Origin of the sequence: Myxococcus sp. NMCA1 (assembly GCF_026810205.1) — a bacterium.
GTDB lineage: Bacteria > Myxococcota > Myxococcia > Myxococcales > Myxococcaceae > Myxococcus > Myxococcus xanthus_A.
In genome coordinates this window covers 7,791,579-7,816,488 of the sequence record NZ_CP113950.1, presented here as the reverse complement: position 1 = coordinate 7,816,488, position 24,910 = coordinate 7,791,579, and the positions used below count along the sequence as shown (strand labels likewise).

Genomic DNA, 24,910 nt, shown 5'->3' with positions numbered 1-24,910 from the left:
CCTCGGGCACCTGACGCCGCAGCCCCTCCTGGAGGCCTGGAGAGTCGGCGCCTCGAAGAGGGCCGACCTCTGCTTGCGGAGCTGTCCACACAGCCGCCAGATGTCGCCTCTGCCGTGCGGGCCTCTCTCACTTGCACTGACGCACGGTTCAACGGGGGACTGATGCTGCGCCCGAGGCTTGAGGAGGCGCAGCTTGGTTCGGGACCGGCAGCCCTGCCTCGCCGCGCATCAGCTACGGCCAGCGGAACTTCGCGAGAGGGGCCTGGGCGGCACAGCCAGCTCCATGCCTTGGCGGTGACCGGGGCCAAAGATGGGAACTACCGGAGGGGTACCGAGTCCAGCATGGCGATTCCTCCGTCATCCCCAGCGGTCTTGGAAGTTCAGGCCTGCCGAGAAGGGGGAGGTGTCGGAAGTCCGGACACCCCTCGGTGACAGCCCCGCATCACAGCCGCACGCGCACCTGCCCCGTGCGCGCCTCGCTCGCATTGACGCACTGTCAGATGTGGACTCCGGCGCACCCAGGGCGCAGTGACCGAGTTTTGGGTAGGCACAAGTAGCTTGGCTTCGCTTCATTGCCCTTCCCCTTGCGCACCAGCTTCGCCTCCGGGGCAATCTTCGACTCATACTCGCGTTGCTGCGCTTGTGGCCGTGGAAGTCAATCGTCGGGTTGCCCTTGTCGCCCTGCGCCTTCTCGTCCTTGGGGCGGAACGCCTTCAGGCTTACCCAGGTCTCGACGTGCGTCCGGTAGGTACAGCGCCATTGACACGTCAACGCTGCCTCAATGACACGTCAACCCTCCTCACCACGTCCCCTCTGTGGAGGGCGCGCGCGGGGATTGTCCGTGGAACGGCACTTGCTAAGTCCCGAGAATCCCTACCCCCGGAATCCCCATGTCCAAGAAAAGATGTTCCCGGCGCCGCTGGATGGGTGGCAGCCGCCCCCCTGTGCTGGCGATTCTCGCCTGTCTCCTGTTGACTGGCTCGTGCGCGGAGACGCTCCCCGAGGACGATACCCCAACGGAATTCACCGTGAAGAGCCCCCACGAGGACCTCGACAGCGTCGTGTGGGAGCCCCAGTTCGAGCCCGACTACAACAACCTTCAACCCCAGCCCTGGGTGGAGGTCGTCACGGAGACCCAGGCGCGCACCGTCGTCGTCCGGCCAGACTCGCTCATCTTCCCCAGGGCGGAGCACCCCGAGGTGCTGGAGTGGGAAGCTGGCAAAATTGTGGTGTCCGCACCGAGTGACGGCCCGGGCGCGAATCCCCTGGGCTTCGCCCGGAGGGTTGTCTCCGTCACCGAGGTGGATGACACCCTCGTCGTGGCAACGGAAGCCGCGGCGCTCGAGGACATCGTCAAGGGGGAGATGCGGCTTACGTTCGACTACTCGAACATGGAGACCGTGGACATCTCAAAGCTCGACCTTGAATGGGCCGCCAGCCACCTGTACGTCGATGCGAATGTGATGTCCCCCAGCGCCGAGGGCAATCCCGACGATGAGCCCTTGCCCGAAGTTGGAGAGGAGCTTGACCCGAATCAGCCGGGAGACCCCTTCCTGGGCTCCATCTGGAACGCAATCAAGGCGGTGGGCGAGGCCATAGGCGGAGCGGCCAGGGCGGTGGCTGAAGCGGCGGTGGACATCTGGAAGGCCGTGACGGTCGAGGGGATCACCAAGGGCTTGGATATCAAGCCCGAAATCAAGAACAACTACGCCAGCCCCTTGTTCACGCTCAAGGAATACAAGAAGACCTTCAACGAGACAGGCAAGACTCCGTACACGCTCTCCATTTCGGGCAGTGGACGCGCGGCGGTGGAGTACACCTTCAACCCAGGCGCGCAGGTGGAGTTGCACGTGCCCGGCCTTTTGGCGGGCCGCGACTCGACAAGAATGACGCTGAACGTGGATAGCAAGGCCCGGTTCAAGCTCGACCTCGAGGCCATTCTGAATGCCACGATAGCATCCGTGGGCACGCTGAAGGGCCCCGAACTCGCGAAGAAGCTCGCGGAGAGAACGAAGTTCGCCGAGGACACCCTTGCCGACGCAAAGCAGAAGTACCTGGGCAATCCGGACATGCGGCCCGCGGGAGGCTGGAAGCGCAACATCCTCGTCACGAAGCCAGCCGTGCAGACGGTCCTCGTCGGGCCCGTGCCGGTCGTGTTTACCCAGACCCTCCAGCTGGACCTCGAGTGTGGATTCGAGGCGAAGGCGGGCATCAAGGCGAAGGTGGAGTATGAGCAGAACGCGACCTTCAAGTTCACGGCGAAATACGAGAACGGAGCGTTGACGAACACGCAGCCCGTGCACACCACTGCGAAGAACACCTCCGCCACGGTGACTGGCGAAGGCAGCCTGGTGGTCGTCTGCGGGCTCATCCCCCGCCTGAACGTGTACGTGTACGACGCCCTCGGTGTGAATGCCGGTGTCCGCGCGTCACTGGTGGCCAGTGCGAAGTATGCGTCACGCTGCGAAGGGAAGAAGGCGACGGCGGACATCACCCTGGGGCTCGACGCCAGCCTCGGTGTCCAGGTGGGCGGGCGGGTCCAGCCCCCGGGAACCAGCTACTTGGGCTCCTCCGGGGCGGGGCTTGGATGGGACATTGGTCCCCTCGAAGTCCACACCATTCCGATTCCACTCTGGGGGCCCGAGACGTTCAGCCTGAAGGATGGCCTGGGCTTTTGCGCGAACACGTGTAGCAATGGGAAGCGGGATGGACGTGAGACGGGCATTGACTGTGGCGGTGGTTCCTGCGGCGCTTGTGCTGCGGGCAAGCGCTGCTTAGTCAACTCGGACTGCGCACATGGGTATTGCAATGCGGGTAAGTGCTCGGCCAAGGACCACTGCGCCGATGGCGTCGTGGACGGAGACGAAACGGGCATCGACTGCGGCGGTTCGAAGTGCAAGCCCTGCGGCAATAAGCAGGGCTGTATCCGCCCCAAGGATTGCGCATCCGGGTACTGCAAGAAGTCCGAGGTTTCTGGAGTGAATTTGGGAGTATGTGTGCAGAACCACTGCAACACGGGTGTCCAGGACGCGGACGAGAGCGGCATCGACTGCGGTGGGAAGGACTGTGCGAAATGCAAGGTGAAAGCGCGATGCGCGGTGGGGGCAGATTGTGCGTCCGGGGTGAGCAACGGCACCTTCTGTGTCCTGAGCTCCTGCCAGGACGACAAGAAGTCCGGTGACGAGACGGACGTGGATTGCGGCGGTTCCGTCTGTGCACGCTGCGATATCAGAATGGAGTGCAAGCAGAACTCCGACTGTATGCTGCGGGGGGGGGCGGAGAGGCGTCCCCTGTATTGTGAGAAATACGGCTCAGACGATGGATTATGCCAGCCCTCATGGTGCGATAATGGGAAGAAGGATTTGAACGAGACCGACGTGGACTGCGGGGGGCCCTGCGCACCTTGTTCTGAGGGAAAGAAGTGTTACCAGCAGAGTGACTGCGCCGCGGGTCTGGAGTGTGATACGTCGGCCATTCCCCGCCTCTGTGTGTCGTTCCTCTGCGCTGCGGGCCAGTACCTCTCCAGTGGAGTCTGTGTGGACGTGGGAATCGGGTATTGGTCGCCCGCGAGCTCCAATGCCCGTAATGCCTGCACGAACGCACCCGTGAATGCGGTGTATACGAGTCCAACCGCTGCCAAGAAGGACTGTCCCTGGACCTGCAAAGCCGGGTATCTGCGCGACGCCACGGGGACGAAATGCGAGAAGAACGACACCGTCCAGGTCCTCACGTGCGGGGACGACGAGGTGGCGGTCGGAATCCACGGGCGGGCAGGCGAATGGTTGGATGCGCTCGGGATGCGCTGCGCCCGCTTTGACTCCGGAGGAATCATCGGTGGCACCACGAGCGCTCCCTCGATTGGTGGCATGGGCGGCAACCTCTTCACCCAGGACTGCGCGGCGGGAGAAGTCGTCCAGAGGGTCACCGGAATCAACGGCTGGGCAAAGGACGCGCAAAATCAAGCATGGTGCAGCGAACTCAACCTCTCGACGATTGTGCTGTCGTGCAGGAATCTCCAGACGGGGAAAATCACGGTGATGCCCAAGGTAGGCGGGGGGGGCACTAACTGCAAGGTGGGCAACGCCGACTACTCCTTCGGCTGTGGTGCAGATGGCTATCTCCGCGGGCTCGCGGTGGATAGCGCGAACACCTCCATGTACGTCGGCTACGTCCTCGACAGGAGTTGCCGCTAGGCGCTCGGCGACCTCTGTCGCCTCCGCCAGAGCCAGGCTCCCAGCCAGGCGCCCGCGCCTCCCATCCATCCCCAGAAGGAAGATGGGTGGCGGGGCGCTGGCTTGGGCGAGGCGGATGGGGCGGAAGGGCCACTCTCGAGTTGTGCCTACCCAAAATTCAGTCGCTGCGTCATGAGTGCGTCAAGGCTGCGTCAAAACGCGCGTCATGACGTGAGCGATTCGCATGGCGAGCCGTGGGTCCTCCCTTCCGTTTGACAGAGGTCGGAATTACGCCCGTCTCAGACGCCTCAACACCTCTCTGCCTGCGTGTGGACACTCCCCGCCCTTCCTGCGAACGCAGGTGGGCTGGTGCAGCACGCGCGGGTCTACACCAGCGTCGCTCCTGCTGTTGCTCGGCGGAGAGCCGGCGAGGCTGCCAAGCCATGAGAAGTGCACCTCCTCACGAACGCAACAGCCTCGCTCTTAACCTTACTCCCTGAGGCTCATTAGGGTTGAGGCGCCGGTGAGCGAGCCTCGGGAGCCTGGAGAACCAGGTCTCCTGGTCGGGGCCCCTTGTTGGCGCGCCAGCCGGGGGCCAGCTCCAACACCCAGCCCTCGCCTTCCCAGCGTGCATCTCGGGGGCCCGACGGGGGGGGCGTTCACCGTGGCCGTCTTCCAGTCCGAGGAGAGGAGCACGTCGGAGGTCGCAGTGAGCGAGCCCCACGCATCGGCGATGCGGGCGCCGGGATACACCGTGCCGTGCTCGGCGAGCGGGATGAGCTCACCGGGGTTGAATTGGATACGCATGCGCACCAGGGGGAGGTGTAGCACGGGGCCCTCCACCAACTTCTTGCGCAGCGCCTCGGCCCGGGCCTGGGCGAGGCGGGCCCGCTCGCGTTCGGTCTCTCGCAGAGCGGCGCCTCCGTAGCGCGCTTCGCGCTCGGGTGAGGGCTCGGGCTTGCCCAGCCGCAGTGCGTCCTGGAGCAGCGTTCCCAGGTCCGCCCCGGCGAGCGCTCGGGCACGCCATCCCAGGGCGCGGGGGCCCGCCTCGTCCAGCAGGAGGCCATAGGCGGGGCCTGATGCATATGCGAAGGAGCGCACGAAGGAGCTTCGCTTGACGGCATCGTCGAGGTTCTCCAGCGCCAGGGCCCGCCTGCCACGTGCGTCGGCCACCGCCAGCGCCACACCCGTGTATTCGGCGAGGCCTTCGTGCTCCTCGAGGAGCCCTTCCGCGACCGCCGCTTCAGGGAAGCGCGTTCGGCGCTCGCGACGGAACACGAGAGCGTCCTCGACGGCGCGGGTGCGGACCGAGGGGGTCGTCGCGCGCAGGGCGGCCGCGAGGGCACGCCACTCGAGTTGCAGCAGCGTGCGGCCCTCGATGCCATCGAGGTGGGCATTGTCCTTCTCCCGCCCTGGGTGGCCCAAGGTGGTGCGGAGCCGATGAAAGGCCTCGTGGGCAAGCAGGGCACGGCGACGCGCGGGGGCATCGGGCAACGGACCTTGGAGCTGGACCCAGGTGGTTCCCGCCCAAGTCAGCGCAGTGTTGGCGATGGTGAGTTCCGAGGGGAACATTCCCACCCAGGGCCCTGTTCCCGATCCACTCGGCCAGGTGCTCGCGACGAAGACGCGCGTGACGGGATGGACGACGAGGAGAGGGGCACACAGCGAGTGTCCCCACAGTCGCCGTCCCGCGGCGTCACACGTTCGTTGGAATTCCTCGAACGTCGAGGTGAGTGCCCCTACCTCCAGAACGTCGGGCACTGTCTTCACCTCGGGTTCGGCCACGGCCGAGCCGAAGCTTGAGAAGCCAATCGCCGCCACAGCCACCTGCGCGAGCCTCACCTGTCGAAGGAATCTCATTGAGCCATTGTACCGCGCCGGATTGTTGAGACACCAGGTTGGTTGTAATCAGGCCGCCTGTTTCGACTGCATCAGCTCCCGCCGGGCCTGACTCGGAGAGTGATAGTTGTGACACTCCAGCAGCCAGTGCTCGTTGTACCGGTAGGCCCACTGCAGCAGGGCCAGCCGGAGTTCTTCCTCGGTGGCGAAGGTGCGTACCCGGAGCAGTTGCTTTTTGAGCGTGCGGATGAAGCGCTCGGCGCAGCCATTGCCTTCGGGGCTGCGGACGAAGGACGGGCGGGACTCGGCTCCCAGAAAGCGCAGCTTGTCCTGGAAGGCTTCCGAGGCGTACTGGCGGTCGTTGTCGTGGCGGATGGCCAGCCCTGTGGCCACGCCACGGTCGTACGCGCCGGAGCGGGCCTGGATGCCCTGGCAGGGGCTCGAGGGCCTCGACGCGATTTCCCACCCGAGCGGCGTGGCTGCCCACGCGCGCGGAGGTGCCGTGGTCGACGGCAATGAAGACGGTGGCCTGGCCTTCCTGCGTCGTCACGGTGCAGATGGCTTCGGTGCCCCACATGACGTTGGGCTTGTCGATGGTAATCGTGCCGTCGTGGGCCCCAGCACCCGGAGGGCCCGGTTCCTTGCCAGCAGCCCCGGCTGATGCATCAACTGGCCCAGGCAGAGCGATGTCTGAAGTTGCCCCGGTTTCGTGGAGCCCCACCCGCTGTGCGAAAAGGGTCCCACGATGCCGAAGTCACGCCCCCCATACCCGCCGGAGTTCCGTGAGCGGGTCGTCGAGCTGCTGAAGGCCGGCCGGTCCGGCAAGAGTCTCGCAAGAGAGTTCGGTTGCACCGAGCAGAGCATTCGCAACTGGAAGAAGCAGTTGGAGGAGAGCTGCAGTGGCGCCCCAAGCAGCAACGGCGAGAGCAGGTGGTGTAGCCCCCTGAAGAGTCGGACAGGCTCGTTCGGCTAGAAAGCGAGTCTGATGATGGAGAAGAAGACGACAGAGGACGCCCCGGAGGCGGATGGTGCCGAGCCAGGAGGACGGCGGCGCCGTTACTCGGCAGAGGAGAAGCTGAGGATGCTCTCCGAGGCAGAGTCGCCCGGCAGCAGTGTGTCGCTGGTGGCGCGCAAGTACGGCGTCAACCCCAGCCAGTTGTTCCGCTGGAGGCAGCTGAAGGAGGCCGGCAGCGTGTCGGGGCTGAAGGCCGGCGAGGCCGTGGTGCCCGAGTCCGAGATGCAGCAACTCAAGGCGCAGGTGCGCGAGTTGCAGCGGATGTTGGGCAAGAAGACGCAGGAGGTGGAAATCCTGCGGGACGCGATTGCCCTGGCGCGCGAAAAAAAACTGCTGTCGCCCGCGGCCTTGTCGAAGCTGGAGGGCATGCTGTGAGTGCGGTGTCTCGGGTGCTGGGCGTCTCTCGCTCCAACCTGATGCGCACTCCGGGACCTCGGCGGCCCCGGGCGACCGACACCGATGCCGACCACCAGGCGCTGGAGGAACTCAAGGCCGTTGTCGGCCAACGCGTCACCTACGGGTACCGCCGAGCCGGCGCCGTCCTCAACCGGCAGCGCCGCCAGGAGGGCAGGCCCGCCCTCAACCACAAGCGCGTCTACCGTCTCATGCGCCAAGGCCGCCTGCTGCTGCAACGGCATACCGGCAAGCCGACGCGTACTCATGAGGGCCAGGTCGTCACCCTCAAGTCCAACCTGCGGTGGTGCAGCGACGGCTTCGAGGTGCGTTGCTGGAATGGCGAAGTCGTTCACGTCGCCTTCAGCCTCGACTGCTGCGACAGGGAGGCCATCGCCTTCCAGGCCGCCGCCCAGCCTCCCACCTCGCTCACCATCCAGGACCTCATGGCCGAGACGCTCGAAGCCCGCTTCGGCCCGGGCATCTCAAAGGCGCCCCACCCGGACCGCCAAGGACACCCGTGACTTCGGCCTCAGCCTCGGCCTGCGGGTGTGCACCACGCCCGCCTACTCCCCCCAGAGCAACGGCATGGCCGAGTCCCTCGTGAAGACCTTCAAGCGCGACTACATCTACGTCAACGAACTGCCCTCGGCCTCACACGTCCTCGCCCAATTGCCCCTCTGGTTCGACGACTACAACCGCTGCCACCCGCACCGCGGGCTGAAGATGAAGTCACCCCACGAGTTCCGTACTGCTAACTCTCATCCCTGAGCTGTCCGATTTGACGGGGGCAACTCCAAAGGAGCTGCTGTCCACAGATGGCAACATGCTAATAGATGCAGTGAAGGACGCGCAGATTCGGAACAAGGGCGTGGAGGTACTGTTTCAATGAAGATGACGACGCTGACGCTCCACGACTTGAACAAGGTGGATTGCCTGCGCTTCTTGTTCGATGGGGCTTTTAATTCTGGGAATGGCATCGAGCCCGAATTGGCCCCGTTCTTTGATGCTCTTGAGAAATATGCTGGCGGCTGGATGCCAACGTTTGTCAAGACGAGCAGGATGCGGAAGTACTCCCGAGATGCTGTGTGGCGAGCGATTGAGGAGCGGCGCGATGATTACGGCTCGAACATCGGGTTGTTCCGCTCAGAAAATCCCGGCGTTTCGCTGGCGCTCACGCTTGGCCTTACGCAGGAAGATCCCGATTTACGTGCCAGGCTCAGTGTGCAGCCGCTCTCTTTCTTTTCGGAGGAGAAGGCTTGTCTCGGCATTGTAGCAACTGCCCGAGCCTGGGCTTCCCGATATCCCGCTCATCATGCGTCAGCGCACAGTTCGGCAGATCGGCAGCTCACGGATTCTCCCGCCTTCGGTCGTGACGATGCGACATGGAAGCGGGATGGGTTCGACAAGATTTATGAGTTGTTCTGGCTGAACATCTTCGGCCCGAAGTTGGTGGAGTCCGTAGGCCGGGAGCGGATGCTCACGACGCCTGCGCACCTCGTGGAGGAACTCCCCAATGGTTCCGTCCTCCTGGTGCTGCGGCCTACTGCCGCCGATTTCGACAGTGAGGAGGCGCGCGTCGCGCAGGCCCGCGCCCATGTCCACCTCCGGCCGGACCTCGACTTTGACACGGTGCTGAGCACGCTGAGGGAGCGCAGCGCCGCACTCGCACCCGTCGAGCCGCGCTTCCACCCGGACGTGGCGCCGTTCCTCTCTCGGCTGCCGGACGAGTTCTCCCTCAGCGAGCGGCAACGGAAGATTGCCGAACTCAACGCCTTCCGGCCGCCGGTGCCGGAGGAGTGGCTCCCTGTCGCTCATCCCTCGGACGTGGAGAATCCGGAGCACGTCCTCGAATCCTACGGAGACTTGTCCGAAGGGCTCGTGGCTGTGCTTCACACGGATGTGCCATCCATCATGGAGGAGACGCCTGAGTCTCTGACGGACCTCGACTTCCACTTCTGGAAGACTCACTTCCCCGAGCGCTACACGCGCGACGTCCTCGACGGACACACGATACCGGCGTTAGGCGCCTTCCTAGGGGACGTGCTGGTGCGGCGGTTGGGAGGAACGTGGGTGCTGCGGCAGAAGATGGAGGAGTCCCAGGTGCGCGTTGGGAAGCGCATTTGGCTGCCCTTCCTCCGGGCCCGTCGGTACATGCAGTCGCGCCAGTCACTGCTGGAGTACTCGCTCACCCAGTTTTTCCATGAGGCAGAGCGGTACCGGCCCTGACTTGGAGCTGGTGCTCCTCGCGCGCCAGGTGGCGCTGGCTGGCGCGCAGTTCGCGGTGCTGCATCCGCTTCTTCTCCTACCCGCGTACCTATCCCAAAATTCGGTCACTGCGTCATGGGTGCGCCAAGGCCCCCCGGCAGTGCGTCAAGGCGAGTGAGCAAAGCGCGCGAGGTCGTCGATTTCTTGGGCCGGCGATGCAGAGGGAGCTGCTGGGATACCGTCCCAAGGTCCACCCACTCGAACTCCCCTGGCCGCAGGTAGATGGCGGAGGTGAGCGCCAGGCCGAGCTGGGCGCCTGCTTCCCTCATGCCTACAGACCGCGCCCCGGGCTGAGCCCACTCAGCCTTCCCTCGCCGCAGGAAGGCTGAGCTATCCTCTCAGTTGAAGATTCTCCTCGGACAACGCATGGACAGCCGAACGAGCCAGCTCCGAGGAAAATCGAAAGTGAGGGGATGCTTCAGGCGCGCGGCCCCAGGCCGTACTCCATCTTCTCGGTTCGTCCTGGACTCTGACCCTATCAGCCGACGCATGAATGAGAGGCAACGCGGAGCGTCCGTCATGTCGGACACCAGACCTGCCACCTCTCCTGTGTCCACTGACACGAATCACGTCCAACTCGCTCGCGGCGGCGGCAGTGTCCGCGACGCACGTTTTGACCAATCGTGGACACTCCGATGAACCAGCGACCGCGCATTGGGAGGAATTGCCTCCACTGCCCCCGCAGGGAATGCATGACGCGTGGGAACACGAACACGAACGACCGAGAGATTTTTTGGGACGCGTGACGGCGCAGTCCCTCTTCTCGTCCGAGCTCCCAGCGGAATTCCCGATGGGGTGACTCATGTACGGAAAGGAAGACACACCGTGAAAGCCACACTACTGTCTCTCGGATTCGCGCTTCTGGCTACTGCAACGCTGCTGGCGCCGACGTCGGCGTCCGCGGAAGACTCGTGCGAGGCAGCCCAGAAGCAGGTTCAAGACTGGGTCAATGCCCATGCAGGAAATCTTCCGACAGAGTTGAAGGACCTGAGACACCTTCCAATGGCCTATCGAAAGGCCGTCGTCGCGGAGCTCTCGCCTGTCCAAAAGGCGTCGCTGTGGCGTGAGCATCTCAGCCAGTACGCCGCCTCCCATCCGGACCTCTCCAAGCCGCAAGTCGCGGCCTTGAAGTCGGCGCTCGCGCTGCTCACTCCCGAGCTCTTCACCCAGGAGGAACATCCTAGCCTCGCCCTCATTGGAGCGCAGATCCGGGATGCCTTTGGAGCAGAGGAAGCCATCGCCATCGTGGCCACGCTGGGGCCCGTGGAAGCACCCGCGGATGCTCCGCCAGCATTGGCGCCGCTGTGCCAGTGCAGCAGGGTTAGTCAATACTGTGGGAGCAACACTTGCCGAGCCTACTCATGCACGATGCAGACCAGTGGGTGCGGGGCTTTCTATCAATTTCGCTGTGACGGCCTCTGTGGATGACGTGAGGACACGGCCAACCTAGCTCCAACGCCCCATCTCTCGAAGTTCGCTTTCAAATGAGCAAGCGCGACGGTTCATCGTCGCGCATGCTTTCCAGCCGGGCGAAGCAAGCCAGTCGATGACGTACATCCTCCAGGGACCTCGGCGGCTCAGGGCACAATTACCCCCACTGGCGGCGTCTCCCGCCGTCGCCAGCATCCGAGGGCTCGTTTGTCTAGAGCAGTGGACGCCCGAGGAAAATCCGCGCCGCCCGACGAAATCGTGAGTACCTGGTAAATACCAGCAGCGATTCGCTCTCTTGGTTAACAGCCACGAGGGTCCGAGCCGGCCTCAAAAGGCTCCGAGCCGGCCTGGAGACCGGGAAACGATGCAACCCTGGAAGGTGCGACATCGAAATCCCCGGATTCTCAGAATGAGGCCGACCCAGTGGTTAACAGTTCTGTTAACCACTCTCGGCCTCTCTCTCCCCAAAATGGGCGAAAGAGCGCTCCAGAGAGCCCAACCGGCGGCGGAAAAGAGGGGGCATCTCGCTCTGCAGGTTGGAGAGCCGAGAACGCCCTTTTCACCACCGCGAGCCAAAATCCCTTGTGATTCAGGGGTTTAAGCGCGAAGGCCTAGCGATTTTCATCGCGAGACCCGTGAAAAACAAAAGGGCCCTACCGGTTGGTAGGGCCCTTCGTTCAGCTCCCCGAATGAAGCCTTCTGCGAACCCGTTCTCCGCTTTCTCTCAGCGTGCTCAAACTCACTGGTGGGTAGAAAATCGAGTAACATTCAGTAGTTTCGAAAAATGCGCTGGTATCGCCCCTCAATCGGGAGCCGATTGAATCTCCGCGAACTTTACGTCTTGTGTGTCCGCATATCATGGCGAAGTGGCGCCGTCGGCTTTCTGTCTACAGGGTCGACATGGTGTTGACCGCGCTCATGACGCAGCGACCGAATTTTGGGTAGGCACAGGGACGCCGCCTTCAAAAATTATGCGAACTGAGTCTGGTTACTTGCGAGCCAGGACTCAGCGGGAGCCCCGATGGCACTCCTCTCTGTTGACCAAAATCGCGACAAGAACCCTTGTGAGTCTGGTTGGAGGCGTCGTGCGACGAGAAGGTCGACGATGTTCTGTTTTTGCGCGACGGTAAGTTGTGGCGAGAGTAGCTCTTCGAGCATAAAGACAAACCAGCTGCGGGTATTGTCTCCGATGTCCTGCCTCGCCTTCCGTAGGCGCTCGCAGTCGAGATTCAGGAGCTCGATCGCATCCTTGGCATTCTGCGACGCCACGCCAACTGGTACGCAGTGCTGCTCGTGCACCAAGAGCTTGCCATCGATGCCGACCTCTATGATCGGGTCGACTAAGGGGAGTAACCTCGGATCGCAACCTTGCGGCAAATCAAGGGCATCTTTGGTCTGCCCGCACGAAGTGTTCATCGCCGTCGTGTATACGCGGGACGAATCTGAGTGGTGCGTGTAGGTCCCTCCGCCGCACGCGAGCGCTAGGTTTTGCCAGTCGAGCACTCGGCCGACGGCGCCTGATTTCGGCTGCACATGCTCGACTTGGTAGTCGTTGGGAACGAGCTTGCCGTTGCCATCAACAAGGCGCTGCTCGCAGTAGATGCAGAGCCCCTGCTGCGCCTTGGCTAGCTTGGCCCGCAGTTCTGCGTACGCAGGTCGATCGTCTTTGAAGCTGTCCCAAGTTGCCGTCGCCTCGCTGGCGGGGCGCTTCTCTTCGCCGGGGGAACTGGCTCGGTACTGTGCGAGCAGCGGCGGCTCGGCGGCGAGCGCTCGAACGTGCTTCATTGAGCGCCTCCCTTGAGCTGGCGAAGGAGCGAACGTTTCTGCATCTCGAGGTCGGCTTGGTGAAGCCGCTCGTCACCCGGCAAGGCCTCGTCGAGCTTGGCGCGGAGCTCTTTGGCCGCATTAGTCTCGCCGTCGCCGCGCGTAACCATCGCCATGTATTCGGCGAGACGCTTCGTGTTCACTCCGTCGGCGACCTGCCCGGCGCGCTCCTTAGCGCCCATCAGGTCGATGAGGATACGCTCACTGGTGGCGCCCTCTGCGAAGGGCACGTTCTCAACCAGTACCTCGCCGTCGCCGGCCACGAGCTTGCGCACGGAACTCGCGGGCACCGAGCCAATGACCTGCTCAGAGTGCGTCGTCAATACGAGTTGGGCGCGCGGGAATGCATCGCGCAACCCCTTCACGACCGTGGCCTGCCAAGTCGGATCGAGATGCAGGTCGATTTCGTCGATGAGGATGACCGCCTCGCTGTTTGTCCCTCGGTTCTTGGCGCTCAGGTCGTCGCTAGGGTTGAGCTGCACCATTCGGCGCGCTACATCCACGATGAGCGAGAAGTGGGTTCGATAGCCATCAGACAGGGCTGCGATGTCCAGCACTTCGAGGGAGCCGTCGGAATGCTTAAAGTCGACGACCATTCGTAGTGGCTGGGTCTCGATACGGGGGTTCTTGCAGTTCAGCCCCGCACGCGCGACAGTGCCGCGAATCCACTCGAGCGTTGGGTTGCGATAGTTGAAGTCTTTGCGGCGCCCCTGCTCGCGGCGTTCCTCGTCCTCTGCGACAACGAACCATTCGAAGACCGTCTTGAATCGGGTGTTTGTTCGCAGCGAATTGTCGAGCGCGCCGAGGCGGTGAAATTCTTTCTTGAAGTCACGCTGTCGCAGCGGAACGTCGACCATTGCACGCTCAGTGCCATAGGCCGCTACGAGCGGGATGGGGCGCTGAGATGTCGCCTGTTGTTGACCGCCTTCGAGCGCTTCTTCCACGATTGGATCGAGTGCTTCGTGCAGCGGTTTGATGCCGATGGCGGACGGCGTCCTCGCCTTGTCCCCGGCCCAACGATGCTTCGTGACGTCCCAGGTGAGGTTATTCGCAGCGGATATGGTCACTCGCGCGAAAGGACACTCAACGCCCTTTTTCTCGTAGACGTCCGGCCGGTCCTTCCAAGGCACGCGGATGTCCCCGTGGTTAGCGAACGAGAGTCCCGTCGCCTTCGGTACGCGCGCCACTATGGCACCGAGCCCAATGGCGACTGCATCGAGCAATGTCGTTTTTCCAGCGGCGTTCACGCCGAAGAAGACGGTCACGTCGGGCGCAAGGTCGATCGTGAGGTCACGAACGCTGCGGAAGTTCTGGATACGCACCGAGCGGATCGGTGCAATCATGTTACCTAGTTGGCACTGCTGCGGTGAAGTGTTCATGCCTTTGGTCTACTCTCTCACAGAGCTTCCGCGGTGCGGGCGAAGAGCCGTTCAAAGCGCGCCAGTTCGTCTAGTGTGAAAGCATCGGGCTTGAGTGTCTCTAGGAGCGCCTGCGCGACGCGGTAGTGGTTGAATCCGCCGCCAGCGAGTAGATTGATGCCCTTCGCAGAAAGCCACTTGTTGATACGCGCGACAATCCGAGGCTCTTTCCCTAGATCCTTGACCTTGAGCGTGACACCATTCAGTTCCTTGGCGTACGTAGTGTTGAAGGCCGTAATGTACGCATCTTGGGGGAGCAGGTCCTCGATGTCTGCCTCATTGGGAGAAGGCTCGATGAACATCGAGAAGTCGAGCACACGCTTTCGCTCGATAAGCATTTGACGGACGAGGTCCTCAAGCTTCTGGTGTGGAGAGCTCGCGCGGTCATGCAGCACGACGAGCTTCAGCTTCTGGGACCCGAGCAGCGCGACGAACGTGGCTAGCTTATCGAGACCGCCCACCGGAACGAGGATTGCGTCACCGAGTCCCTTTTTGCCGTTCGTTTCGAGCAGAGCCGATACGTGCTGCAGTAGGACGAGATCGGCGGGACCCTCGACCAAGATGTTCTTCTTGGCGATGAAAAGGTTCTGCGCGATCGAGTAGCCGAGCGCGGCTTGCAGCGGGAAGATGCTCTCGTTCGACGAGCCCGCCAACTCGCTCGTGACCTTAGTGCCTTCCTTCAAGCGGTCCTCCACCACGCGCACGTCGCTGAGTCGCGCGGTGTCGACCATGAACGGCGAGTGTGTCGTGTAGATAATTTGGTGCTTCGCGGAAAGGTCACGGATGTACGTGAGGAAGTCAGCCTGCGCGAGGCCGTGCAGATTGAGACCCGGCTCGTCCAAGAGAAGGATCAGGGCGTCCTTCGTCTCGGTGTGCGACTGTACGGCTTCAAACCAGACCAGGAAGCTGAAGAACCAAATAAAGCCCTTACTACGCTGGTTGAACGGCACCGTTACTTTGTGCCGTTGGTTCTTGATGCGGACGTAGAGGTTGGGCCCCACGTTGTACGGCGGCGTGTCCTTGGAATCGGTCTTGAGGTCGAACTCGACGTCCAGTTCCTGATTCTGCTTCCAGAACTCGAAGATCTTCTCCGTGATGCTTGCACTAATCGCCTCGAGCTTCGCCTTGGCGGTTTCGTACCCCTCATCGCTGCTCAGCTCCTTGAGGCTCGTGCCGGCAAGCTCAAAAAGGCCCAACGCGGTTTCGTCGGCGTCTGTCAGTTGCTTCTTTCCCTGACGTTGCTGCAGAGCGGGGAGATTGATCTTGCCTTCGAGGAGCTTGTAGTCGTCAAAGTACAAAAACTTGGGGAGAGACGGAGACAGGTACGTCCTCCAGATGTGCTCCGTTACCAACTCCCCGTTAGTGTCTTGCTGTTGCCGCCCGCGCCACAGTGCCACGAACGTCGTGAGCTTATGGTCGGCGGGGAGTTTCAGTTTCTCAATATTGGCGAGTACGTCGCTGAGCGTAGCGGACTTATCGAAGACCTCGTCCACGTGATCGAGATCCGCGAAAGGGCATCGCAGTGCGTTCAGGGCTGCCTGCTCGTCAATCGAAAAGTCGATGCTATGGGTGTTGCCGATGGTGGAGTTGCGCCGGAACGTGTCGCCAGCGGAGATGATCTCCGCTCCACCGAAGACCTCTGCGTTGATTTTATCGGAAAGGGTCTTCTCGATGCGGAAAGTTAACTGCACGACGCGGTCGTACTGCTTCGCCTCGTGCTGTGACCTGTACCGCACGTAGTCCTTGCGCGGATAGTCGGCGACGAAGTTGAACGTCGCGGCGTCGAGTGGCAGCGACTTGTGCAGCGCCTCCAGGAACGCTGTCTTGCCGGATTCGTTCTTCCCCACGAGCACGGTGACGTCCGCAGCGACCTCAACGGCCGTCGAGTCCTCGATCGATTTGTACTTCGAGACCTGCGCCTTGATCAGCGTCAGCAGGCTTTCGCGGGGCTCGCTTCGGGACGACGGAGGGACGGAGGACATGGTGCGCTATCCTACAACAACACCCTGGTGCCTGCCCTCAACGAAATCAAGGACTTGAGCTGTGCGGCCGACTGCAGGATAACAGTTCCTAACGAAAGTCAGGGATGGACTGGTCGAGGGAAGGACCATCTCCAGGTTGAAGGGCATGGTCCGCGAACTCGTCCTTGACGCCTTCTGGCAGCGAGTGGCTCCCTTGCTTCCTCCTCCGCGCCCCAAGAAGAAGCTGGGGCGCCCTTGAGCGAACGACAGGGCAGCCCTGGAAGCCATCGTCTTCGTACTCCGAAGTGGCATCCCCTGGCCCTGGGAGATGCTACCTCGCAAGCAGTTCGGCCTGTCGGGCATGACGGCCTGGCACCGATTGGAGGAATGGACTCGGGCAGGGGGGAGAAGTTGCAGGAACGGCTGCTCGACGAGTTAGGCCTGCGGGGCAAGGTGGACTTCTCTCGGGCCTCCATCGACTCCTCGTCCGTCCGGGCGTCAAAAAGGGGCCCTCCCGGGCCCCAGCCCGACGGATAGAGCGAAGGCGGGTAAGCAACCATCATCTTCTCGTAGCCGCCCACGGCCTGCCGCTCACCGAGTCCGTGACGGCGGCCAACGTACACGCATGAGTTCTTCCCGCTGGTCGACTCCGTGCCCGCGGTGAGGATGCCTTCGGGCCAGCGACGACACCGCCCCAGAAAGCTGCACGGCGACAAGGACTACGCCCCCAGGAAGAACCGGAGGGGCTCCGCCTTCGCGGCATCTCCCTTCGAAAAGCGCGTCCGGGGCATTGAGTCCATGGAACGACTGCGGCGCTACCGCTGAGTGGTGGAGCGCACACTGGCTTGGAAGAATCAGCTTCGCCGACTTCGCGTCCGCTAAGAGCGCAGGGACGACGTCCACTTCGGCTTCCTTGCCCTCGGCTGCTGCTTCATGCTCCTGCGTCGCCTCTGTCCTGACATTTGTTAGAAGCTGTTAGGTTAGCCCTGCAATCGAGGGTGAGCCCTGACGCTTTCCAGGAACTCTGGGCCAAGACATATTTTCCCGACCCAGAAGGCAACTTCGACCCAGCCTGTCGTCTCTTCCCATAGTTCGGCAAGCCAAGTATGCAGGCTTGCGTGAGCGCGCCAGCGGCTGGTCCACACCTCTGCGGGGGCCCTATCTCTTCTACGAGTCCATTCCATGAACTGCCCTGCGTCTGTGCTATGACGGAGTACCTGCTCGGCCGCGTCATTTGGGACAGTCTTCGTCACCGCCGCGCCTAGAACTGCGAGGAGTGCCCGTTCCTGACGATGCTTGTCGTGGTCAAGTAGCCGGATAATTTCCGCGTGCCCACCGACCATCCCGAGCACAAGCATGGCGAGTCCTGCGGAGCGCGCGTCGGTGCTCATGGCCTCTCGTGCGATGGGAAGAACTGAGACGTTCGGGGAGTGCCTTGGATATCGATTCAAGTGCAGAATGATAGCCTGTAGGAGGTGCGAGCAGATTCGAGCGGCGGATGGACGTGTCAGGCCTGTGACATTGCCAACGGCAGATGAAATCGTAGCTGCAACGCGAAGGTCATCATGAGCAACGAGGAGTCTCAATACCGCTGCGTGGACATCCGGGTCCATACTGGCCTCCAGCCCATCGGCCACGAAGTGCAGGAGTGCATCGACCACCGCTGGCGCATGGGGCCTCCATTTGGAGAGCGCTTTTGCTGCGGCCCGCGCAATACCATGTTCGACATGCGCCTCATCGCCGGGGCCTTGGTCGTGCGCGTCGCGGAGCAATTCGACTAGGACTTCTTGCCCGCCGTCCCAATGCTCATTGGCTATCGCCTGGGTACAGGCATTTCGAACGTAGGAACTCTTATCACGCGCCCGCTGGAAGATAGCTTGCTGCTCTTCTGGAGAAGCTCCGGGGGCGAGAGCTCGGACTGCAGCAACCCGAACCCGAGCCTCATCATCGGACAGCGCCTGGAGAAGGAGACTACGTGCATCCGGCGAAGTGTCCAACGAAAGAGCCTCTACGGCAGTCGTACGTGCCTTGAAGTCCTCGTGTCTTAGGGCATTCGCGGCCTCTATAATCACAGAATCCCCCTCCGCGGCCAGGGTGAGTAGGCTAGCCATGCCGAGCTGCTCCGCAGGCTGCCGCGCCCATCGTCGCAGCCTCTCTCTGTCTTCAACCGAGAGCCGGACAGTCATCTCGAGTCCGCCCTTGGCCCTATGCGCGCAAAACTCCACGAGGCGGGAGAGAGCGGCGCCCATGGCTGCACTCACATTATCGCGGTATGGTTTTTTATCTTCGCTGGACAACTCCATGCGGCTTTGGGCGGCCAGGACGATAATGGCCTTCTGTTCCTCGGACCAGTCATTACTTCGCTCATGGAGGGCGGCACCCAGTTCAGGCGCAGAGACGATAGCCGATAGGGATTCAAGACAAGGCCCCATGCTGTCCTGAGAAAGGGTACCGAGCTCATTTACCATGCGAGGGGCAAAGCGTGTGAACCGCTGCTCCGCGATTATTCGCCAGGCCGTTTCTGGATAGGCGTCCTCCCCGATACCGAGGAATGCCTCAACCTCATCCTCGGTGGGCGGTGGATTCCCATTAAGCATGGCCTTACCCCAGCTCCAATACAGGCGAGCCCTCTCCGGGTGCGATAGGATCCACACATAGCCCTCTCGCTTCCTCCTGGCCACTAGCCAGCTCTTCACTGCGGTGAAGGCGACTTCAGAGGAAGTATCATCATTAGTCAGAAGGTAGTCGGCGTACGCATTGTCCAAGATTCCCTGAGTGGCCTTCACCTGCATCTCGCTGGGCTCTTCCTCTTGCTGAGGTGGGGCCGCAGCCATGAGGATTCGATCCAATAGTGCCTCATAGTCAGGTGTCGGTCCGCTCAGCGCTCCCTGGACCAGCTCTCCTACCGCATGGCCGCCGGAGTCGAGAGCCTCTTCGAGGCTCTCCCGATATGTTTGGCTTAAATCCCATCCAATGCGCGATGTCCAATCCACGAACCCGCTGTCGTGCAGCATGTGGCTTGCTGTCATGGGCCAAAATCGGATGTATTGCTCAAGTACCTGCTGGGCTTCGGGCGATGCGTTGATGATGTTGTAGACTGATAGTGGCCAGTCTGGAGGTCCCCAGTTGAGCTCCCACCATGCGGCATTGTCTTGTCTGGGAGGGTGAATGAGTGCATCAATCATGCGAGCGACCGGGGCGTCTTCTGGCATCCATCGCCGCGCGGTATGCAATACCTCAACGAAGCTCGCTGGTTCGGTCCGTAGCAATTCCTTCCAAAGGAGCTGCTTGATGGTTACCGCAACCACCTGGGGGAGGGCGGCACGTCTCTCGACAGGAAGGCGGTCGGCTAGCTCATACGCCGCCTGCACCTCGCTCGAGGTACATAGTTGTTCGAGTAGGTCTCCCATGAGGTCATCGGCTACATCTGGCCAAATGTCCAAGAGCCGTTGCATGCCCGTGATCGTCGTAGGATGCGCACTCAGACGCTTTCCATTCCGACGTAGCCAGCCTGCTTCAATCATCCAATCTACTAGCTTCTGGATGTGAAGTGGCTTCTGGGGTTGCCGTTGTAGGCGTTGTGCGCGAATCCGCGCGTGGTCGATGTCACAGGCCGCGCTTGCGCAGAGCTGGGTCCACAAGAACATGGCCGGGAGGTGAGCCCACTCCATCCCCATGAGTTCGCGCGCAAGTGTTTCGGACAGCTCCTCAATTTCAGCACCATGAAGGAGCTTCGTGAGGTTTAGCTCGGAATCTGACGAGGCTGCACCCACTGCGGAAACGAAATGGGTAATGGATAAGGGGACCTTCAATGTCCCGACAATCTCCTCCCGATGCTTCCGGATAAACTGTCGTCGCGTCAGTGAGTGGATGTTTTTTAATTTTTGTTCTAGGATGCGGAGCCGGGCTGGTTTGTCATAGCTCTCGTAATCGAGTGTTTTGCTTGCCCTTTCAATTTCGGGCGGGATACGCCGGCCGTACACGTCACCCAGCAGTCCCATACGCGTGGTGACGAGGATCTTGTGGGCAGCGCCCCCAGGTCCCGAAACTCGTCGGAATAGCTCGGGTAATTGACTGCCCCAGCCTTTCTCGGGAAGTCGCGAGTCCTGTCCCCAGGGGTCATCCACGAGGAACAGGAACGGGCCTTCTTGGTAAAGCCGTTGCTGGATGTCTCCTGGCGAATTCGCGCGGACGATCTCGAAAGGCTGCTCGGCCGTCTGTAGCTTGAATGCAAGCATGTCCGCGACTAGCGTCTTTCCCGCACCCGGCGGGCCCTTGATCAGCAACAAGTTGTACTTAGCTAACTGCTGCGCGAACTCCTCGTAGTCCCTGGGCGGCTCGAAGGTCGCCATGTCTGCGGTTTGCGTTGGGGCCACTCCTAGATCGCTCAGCCGCGTGATGATGTCCTCTCGCGTCCACTTCAATGGCTGGTCGCCTACGAGTCTTTCGTGCACGTCCTGCTTTAGAATCTTCAGGGCGTCATCAATGCGTGTCGCCGGTACGAACAGTCCGGCTGCGGGGCTTACGAATATCCGGCGCACGCGAGCCTCTAGCTCTGTGGGCATCAGTTGCTCCATGATGCCAATACGGGAGGCAATTTGCTCTGCAGATGCACTCTCAGGGGCGATGAGGCTCGTTTTCGACAGATTCCTGGGAAGGTGCTCCAAGTCTGGGATGACAAACTCCCTTGCCCCAGATGAGAACTGGCCATTAGTTATCAACACGTAGTACAGCGAAGGGTCTACAGCGAGTTGCTCAACCGGAACAGCAGCCCTCTTTCGGACATGTCCTGCGGCTGTCTCCGATGGCTTGGGGGCTTCGATGATTTTGCGGAAGGACTGCAAGCCTGTCCATGCACTTCCGCGATACTTAATTTGGAACAGAAAGCGCGCAGAGCCGGAGTGAACTACCGCGGACGCATCCTCGGCGGGGGTTGCCTCAAGGTCTGCGTGTGGCGCGGGCTCAATGATGACGTGAGGGGCACGACGTTCAAAGATGAGGTGAAGCGCGAGCCAGACGGTCGCGTCCTCCTGATAGTCGTAGCCTCTTAGGGCTGCCAGGCCACCGGTCTCTTCGGTTGTGTCCGCGTCCATAGTTAGTAGAAGGCTACCTTGAGGGCGCTACTGATGTGCCGCTCCGGCGCACTTCGAACAGGTCATCCCCAAGCGGGTACTCACCTGACTCAATCCGAAGCGGGATGGGGCCGTCACCGTTATACTCACCAGCATCTATCAACTCCGCGCCGCGTGTGGCGATAAATAGGCGCCCATAGTTCTCACTTCGAAGCAGCCCTGTCTTCTGCAGCATAGTTCTCGCGACTCCCTTGCGTAGAGACGAGCACGCCTGCTCGCTCGCCGCCCCTGAAGAACATCTCGACCGTGGGGATGGTGCGCGTGTCCGTTACGCCAGCATCGTCTGAGTGTGCTTGTTGGCGATGCGTTGATGGTTCGCTCTCTTCACGTAGAATTTCTCCAGTAGGACTTCGACGCTGGATGTAGAGTCTACTCTCGTCACCTCGTTCATGGCGTCCGAGATGGGCGCGGCCATTCTGTTCGGCTGGCCTGCAGCGCACCAGAGCAGGATAGCTCGGGCTGGAACTACCAGCGCATGTGCCATTGAGGCGGTGCAGCGGGGCCTCTGGGCCTTATAACCGGACGCACGCTCGGGTTCTGCGAGTAGCGGGTATCGCGCTCAGTTTACCGTGCGCGCACTTTCGGGGGCGGGATGCTGCGCCTGGTAGATGGGCGGAAGAGGGCGGGAACGCCCCACCCTTAACGCAGATCCAGGGAGTGGCTGCCTGGTCGTTGGCTACTTCAGCTGGTCAAGAGATGGGGACGGCCCTGGTTGGTTCTTTGGACCGATGTTTTGGGTATAGCTCGGTTCCGTGGGGAACTGGGCTGCTCTCCCATCGACGTTAGGCGCAGGACGCTGCGAACGAACTCAGGCTGGCACAGGTGCACCGTACCGCGTGCCAGGAGGGGTGGTCTGCCCCCCGATTTTCGGACCAGTTGAAGCGTGAGAGAGTCCTCGCGGCCAGGAGGTAGGTCGGTCGTGAGGAAGAGCAGGTTTACCGAGGAGTAGATGGTCCGCGTCCTGCGGGAGGCGGAGGCGCCTGGGACCAGCGTGGTGGAGGTGGCCCGGAAGCACGGCGTCGCCGAGCAGACGCTCTACCGGTGGCGGCAGAAGTTCGGCGGCATGGAGGCAGGCGACGCGACGCGGCTCAAGGAGTTGGAGAAGGAGAACGCGCGTTTGAAGAAGCTGCTGGCCGAGAGGGACCTCGAAATCGAGGTCATGAAGGAAATCTCCACAAAAAAATGGTGAGCGCGCCCGTCCGCCGTCGGCAGGTGCGGTACGCCATGGGAAAAGGCGTGTCGCAGCGCCGGGCGTGCGCGCTACTAAAGGTGGCCCGCAGTAGCCTGGGCTACGCCAGTCGCAAGGAAGCAAAGGACGCGGCTTTGGTGGCGCAGTTGCGCGACATCGCCCGTGTACGCCCCCGGTTCGGCTACCGGCGAGCCTGGGCCCTGCTGCGGCACGAGGGGCCCGCGGTCAACGTAAAGCGAGTGCATCGGCTCTGGAGGAAGGAGGGGCTGGCGCTCTCTCGGAGGCGGCCAAGGAAACGGCTTCGTCTGGGGCAGCAACGCCAACCCAAGCCGGAAGGCATCAACTCGGTGTGGGCCTGGGACTTCGTGCACGACATGTGCGCCAATGGGCAGAAGCTCAAGTGTCTCACTGTCGTGGACGAACACAGTCGCGAGTGCCTGGCCATCGACGTGGCCGGGCGAATCAGTGCCAGGCGCGTCATCGAGGTGCTCTCGCGCCTGGTAGCAGTGCACGGACCGCCGGAGTACCTCAGGAGCGACAACGGCCCCGAGTTCATCGCCAAGGCCCTGCGCAGGTGGCTGGAGGGCAATGGCATTCAGACGGCCTATATCGCCCCAGGCAAGCCCTGGCAGAACGGTACCAACGAAAGCTTCAACGGCCGCTTCCGGGACGAGTGCCTGTCAGCGGAGTGGTTTTCCACCAGGAGGGAGGCCGTCGTCCTCATCGAGGCATGGCGGCGCGACTACAACGAGAAGCGTCCGCACAGCAGTTTGGGCTACAAGACACCTGCGGAGGTCGGAGCTCGCCGCGCCCATGCCGGCCCCGTCGCATCATCCCCCGAGCACGGCATCAGCAGCGCCGCAGGACTCTCGTAACTCGTGGTCCGAAGAACGGGGGCAGATCAGGCAGGCCTCCTCAGTCGGTGTCGAGCCAATCCGCGAGCAGCAGCCTCTTGGTACGCCTCGCTGCCGCTCCCCGGTGCCCTGGCTCTCCATTCACCGCTACAGGCACCCGGTGGCCCCCCGCTTGCGCCTCAACGAGTTCGTAACGCGGTGGACGGTCTGCGGGTAGGTGCAGGGGCCCCAGGCCTTTGGCCTACCTTTGATTACCTTTTGTGCCCCCTGGTGGGGCGGGCATGTCAGACCGCCCCGCTAGGTTGCTCAGCGCTTGTACGTACTTCAAGGGAGCTGAAGATGGGTGCGTTGACTGATGCTGCATCGGGAGGGGGACGGGGGCTCGGAGGTCTGCCTCGCCAGCAGTTGGCCGCGCGGGTCGCGAAGTCCAGAGAGGCGCTTCTCGCCGTCATGGGCCATCTGGGCCACCAGCATGTTCCCGATTACGAGCGGGAGCCTTTGGCCACTTTGGAGAAGCAGGTGCGCCTGGTGGCGCGCTGCTTCGTCGATACGTGGTCGAAGACGGAGAAGCCGCATCTCATCGACGTCGTCGCGATGGCCGTGCTGGAGTGCGGGAAACTGGATGCGTCACTGGTCCACCGCATTTTTGGAGGCTTCTCTCTGGAGTGCGACTTGACGGCTCCTGTGGACGCACAGCTCAGGAAAGAAGGGCTTCAAGTCGCCCGCGAGGTCGTGGTTCGCGGTAGCCGTGCAGACCTCGTGGGATATGGCAGGGGGGTCTTCGAGCGTTGCCTGATTGCCGTCGAACTGAAGAACGCGCCAGAGGAATGCGAGCGCCTCGCAGGGCAGGTGGCCGACTATCGGCGCGCAGCAGATTCCGTTCGTGTGATCATGTCTCCCGAGTGCCTCGCACGCACATCTCTCGCCCGCGGGGAGCTGGCAGCGCCTGTTGCCTTCGCTGAGTTCGTTGCGAAGATGGGAGCTGAACTCTGGACGCTAGACTCAACCACAGGCGAGATTGCGCGAATCAAGGGGGCCTCACCAGGGGCATACGTCTCTGCGGACTATGAGTCCCTCTGGGGGCGGCTGACCAGTGTTGAGCTGGCCGCATAGCGCGGGCAGCGTTCCAAAAAGCGTCAAGTGGTGTGGAGAGTCAGTATGGCAAAGTCGCGACGCGAAAAGATGGCTGAATTCGAACGGGCTGAAGCGAGGTGCTGGATTGAGTTTAAGGAGGCTCTAGCGGCTGCACGGACTGCAGTCGATGCACTTGTGCTAGTGTATAAGGCACCGCCGGAAAGCAGCCCTGGTCGCCGATTCTACTCGAACCTCGGATTCTTCATGCAGAGATTCACGATGCCATATGGAGCAACGCGTGAAGAGCGTCTGCTGTATGGAGAACTCATGCGGCGGATGG

At 62.1% G+C, this 24,910-nt stretch carries 11 protein-coding genes and 3 pseudogenes; 8 read left to right on the top strand and 6 right to left on the bottom strand.

Annotation, left to right across the window (positions count from 1 at the left end; translation table 11 throughout):
* Nucleotides 1-944 precede the first annotated feature (944 nt).
* Nucleotides 945-4,193, top strand: a complete 3,249-nt coding sequence (locus OZ403_RS32290) for a hypothetical protein (protein ID WP_268782555.1) — start codon at nt 945-947, stop codon at nt 4,191-4,193.
* Between the two features lie 468 nt (nt 4,194-4,661).
* Here OZ403_RS32290 and OZ403_RS32285 read toward each other — a convergent pair whose 3' ends face one another.
* Nucleotides 4,662-6,032, bottom strand: coding sequence for a hypothetical protein (locus OZ403_RS32285; protein ID WP_268782554.1), 1,371 nt, complete (start codon nt 6,030-6,032; stop codon nt 4,662-4,664).
* A gap of 48 nt (nt 6,033-6,080) precedes the next feature.
* Nucleotides 6,081-6,404, bottom strand: coding sequence for an integrase core domain-containing protein (locus tag OZ403_RS32280; protein WP_237079927.1), 324 nt, complete (start codon nt 6,402-6,404; stop codon nt 6,081-6,083).
* A gap of 352 nt (nt 6,405-6,756) precedes the next feature.
* On the opposite strand from OZ403_RS32280, the pseudogene OZ403_RS32275 reads away from it, so the two are divergent.
* The 4 genes and pseudogenes from OZ403_RS32275 to OZ403_RS32260 form a co-directional block, all read left to right on the top strand.
* Nucleotides 6,757-6,942: pseudogene (locus tag OZ403_RS32275) on the top strand (transposase); the annotation flags it as partial.
* Nucleotides 6,943-6,999: 57 nt separating this feature from the next.
* Nucleotides 7,000-8,190: pseudogene (locus OZ403_RS32270) on the top strand (IS3 family transposase).
* A 123-nt stretch (nt 8,191-8,313) separates the two neighbouring features.
* Complete coding sequence (locus tag OZ403_RS32265) at nt 8,314-9,648, top strand: hypothetical protein (protein ID WP_268784919.1); 1,335 nt, start codon at nt 8,314-8,316, stop codon at nt 9,646-9,648.
* Nucleotides 9,649-10,512: 864 nt separating this feature from the next.
* Nucleotides 10,513-11,115, top strand: a complete 603-nt coding sequence (locus OZ403_RS32260; protein ID WP_237080707.1) for a bacteriocin fulvocin C-related protein — start codon at nt 10,513-10,515, stop codon at nt 11,113-11,115.
* Between the two features lie 972 nt (nt 11,116-12,087).
* On the opposite strand, the gene OZ403_RS32255 is transcribed toward OZ403_RS32260, so the two are convergent.
* From OZ403_RS32255 to OZ403_RS32245, 3 genes are read right to left on the bottom strand one after another with little or no spacing between them, the layout of a single operon-like run.
* The gene (locus OZ403_RS32255) at nt 12,088-12,903 is read right to left on the bottom strand and encodes a retron system putative HNH endonuclease (protein WP_268782553.1); all 816 of its coding nucleotides are present in this window, start codon (nt 12,901-12,903) and stop codon (nt 12,088-12,090) included.
* The gene (locus tag OZ403_RS32250; RefSeq protein ID WP_268782552.1) at nt 12,900-14,285 is read right to left on the bottom strand and encodes an AAA family ATPase; all 1,386 of its coding nucleotides are present in this window, start codon (nt 14,283-14,285) and stop codon (nt 12,900-12,902) included. The genes OZ403_RS32255 and OZ403_RS32250 overlap by 4 nt, the downstream gene beginning before the upstream one ends.
* Nucleotides 14,286-14,338: 53 nt before the next feature.
* Nucleotides 14,339-16,342, bottom strand: coding sequence for an AAA family ATPase (locus OZ403_RS32245; protein ID WP_268782551.1), 2,004 nt, complete (start codon nt 16,340-16,342; stop codon nt 14,339-14,341).
* A 145-nt stretch (nt 16,343-16,487) separates the two neighbouring features.
* On the opposite strand from OZ403_RS32245, the pseudogene OZ403_RS39840 reads away from it, so the two are divergent.
* Nucleotides 16,488-17,200, top strand: a pseudogene (locus tag OZ403_RS39840) (IS5 family transposase); the annotation flags it as partial.
* A 101-nt stretch (nt 17,201-17,301) separates the two neighbouring features.
* Here OZ403_RS39840 and OZ403_RS32240 read toward each other — a convergent pair.
* Nucleotides 17,302-21,414: a HEAT repeat domain-containing protein gene (locus tag OZ403_RS32240; RefSeq protein ID WP_268782550.1), complete on the bottom strand. Its 4,113-nt coding sequence runs from the start codon at nt 21,412-21,414 to the stop codon at nt 17,302-17,304.
* Between the two features lie 988 nt (nt 21,415-22,402).
* Here OZ403_RS32240 and OZ403_RS32235 point away from each other — a divergent pair.
* A protein-coding gene (locus tag OZ403_RS32235; RefSeq protein WP_268782549.1) for an IS3 family transposase occupies nt 22,403-23,517 on the top strand; the annotation gives its coding sequence in 2 pieces (ribosomal slippage) (nt 22,403-22,628 and nt 22,628-23,517; 1,116 coding nt in all).
* 318 nt (nt 23,518-23,835) lie between these two features.
* The gene (locus tag OZ403_RS32230) at nt 23,836-24,609 is read left to right on the top strand and encodes a hypothetical protein (RefSeq protein ID WP_268782548.1); all 774 of its coding nucleotides are present in this window, start codon (nt 23,836-23,838) and stop codon (nt 24,607-24,609) included.
* The last annotated feature ends 301 nt before the right edge of the window (nt 24,610-24,910 follow it).

Bases quoted from the DNA above. Each gene is read 5' to 3' on its own strand.
- OZ403_RS32285 (WP_268782554.1), bottom strand. From the start codon at position 6,032: ATGAGATTCCTTCGACAGGTGAGGCTCGCGCAGGTGGCTGTGGCGGCG.
- OZ403_RS32265 (WP_268784919.1), top strand. From the start codon at position 8,314: ATGACGACGCTGACGCTCCACGACTTGAACAAGGTGGATTGCCTGCGC.
- OZ403_RS32255 (WP_268782553.1), bottom strand. From the start codon at position 12,903: ATGAAGCACGTTCGAGCGCTCGCCGCCGAGCCGCCGCTGCTCGCACAG.
- OZ403_RS32250 (WP_268782552.1), bottom strand. From the start codon at position 14,285: ATGATTGCACCGATCCGCTCGGTGCGTATCCAGAACTTCCGCAGCGTT.
- OZ403_RS32245 (WP_268782551.1), bottom strand. From the start codon at position 16,342: ATGTCCTCCGTCCCTCCGTCGTCCCGAAGCGAGCCCCGCGAAAGCCTG.
- OZ403_RS32240 (WP_268782550.1), bottom strand. From the start codon at position 21,414: ATGGACGCGGACACAACCGAAGAGACCGGTGGCCTGGCAGCCCTAAGA.
- OZ403_RS32230 (WP_268782548.1), top strand. From the start codon at position 23,836: ATGGGTGCGTTGACTGATGCTGCATCGGGAGGGGGACGGGGGCTCGGA.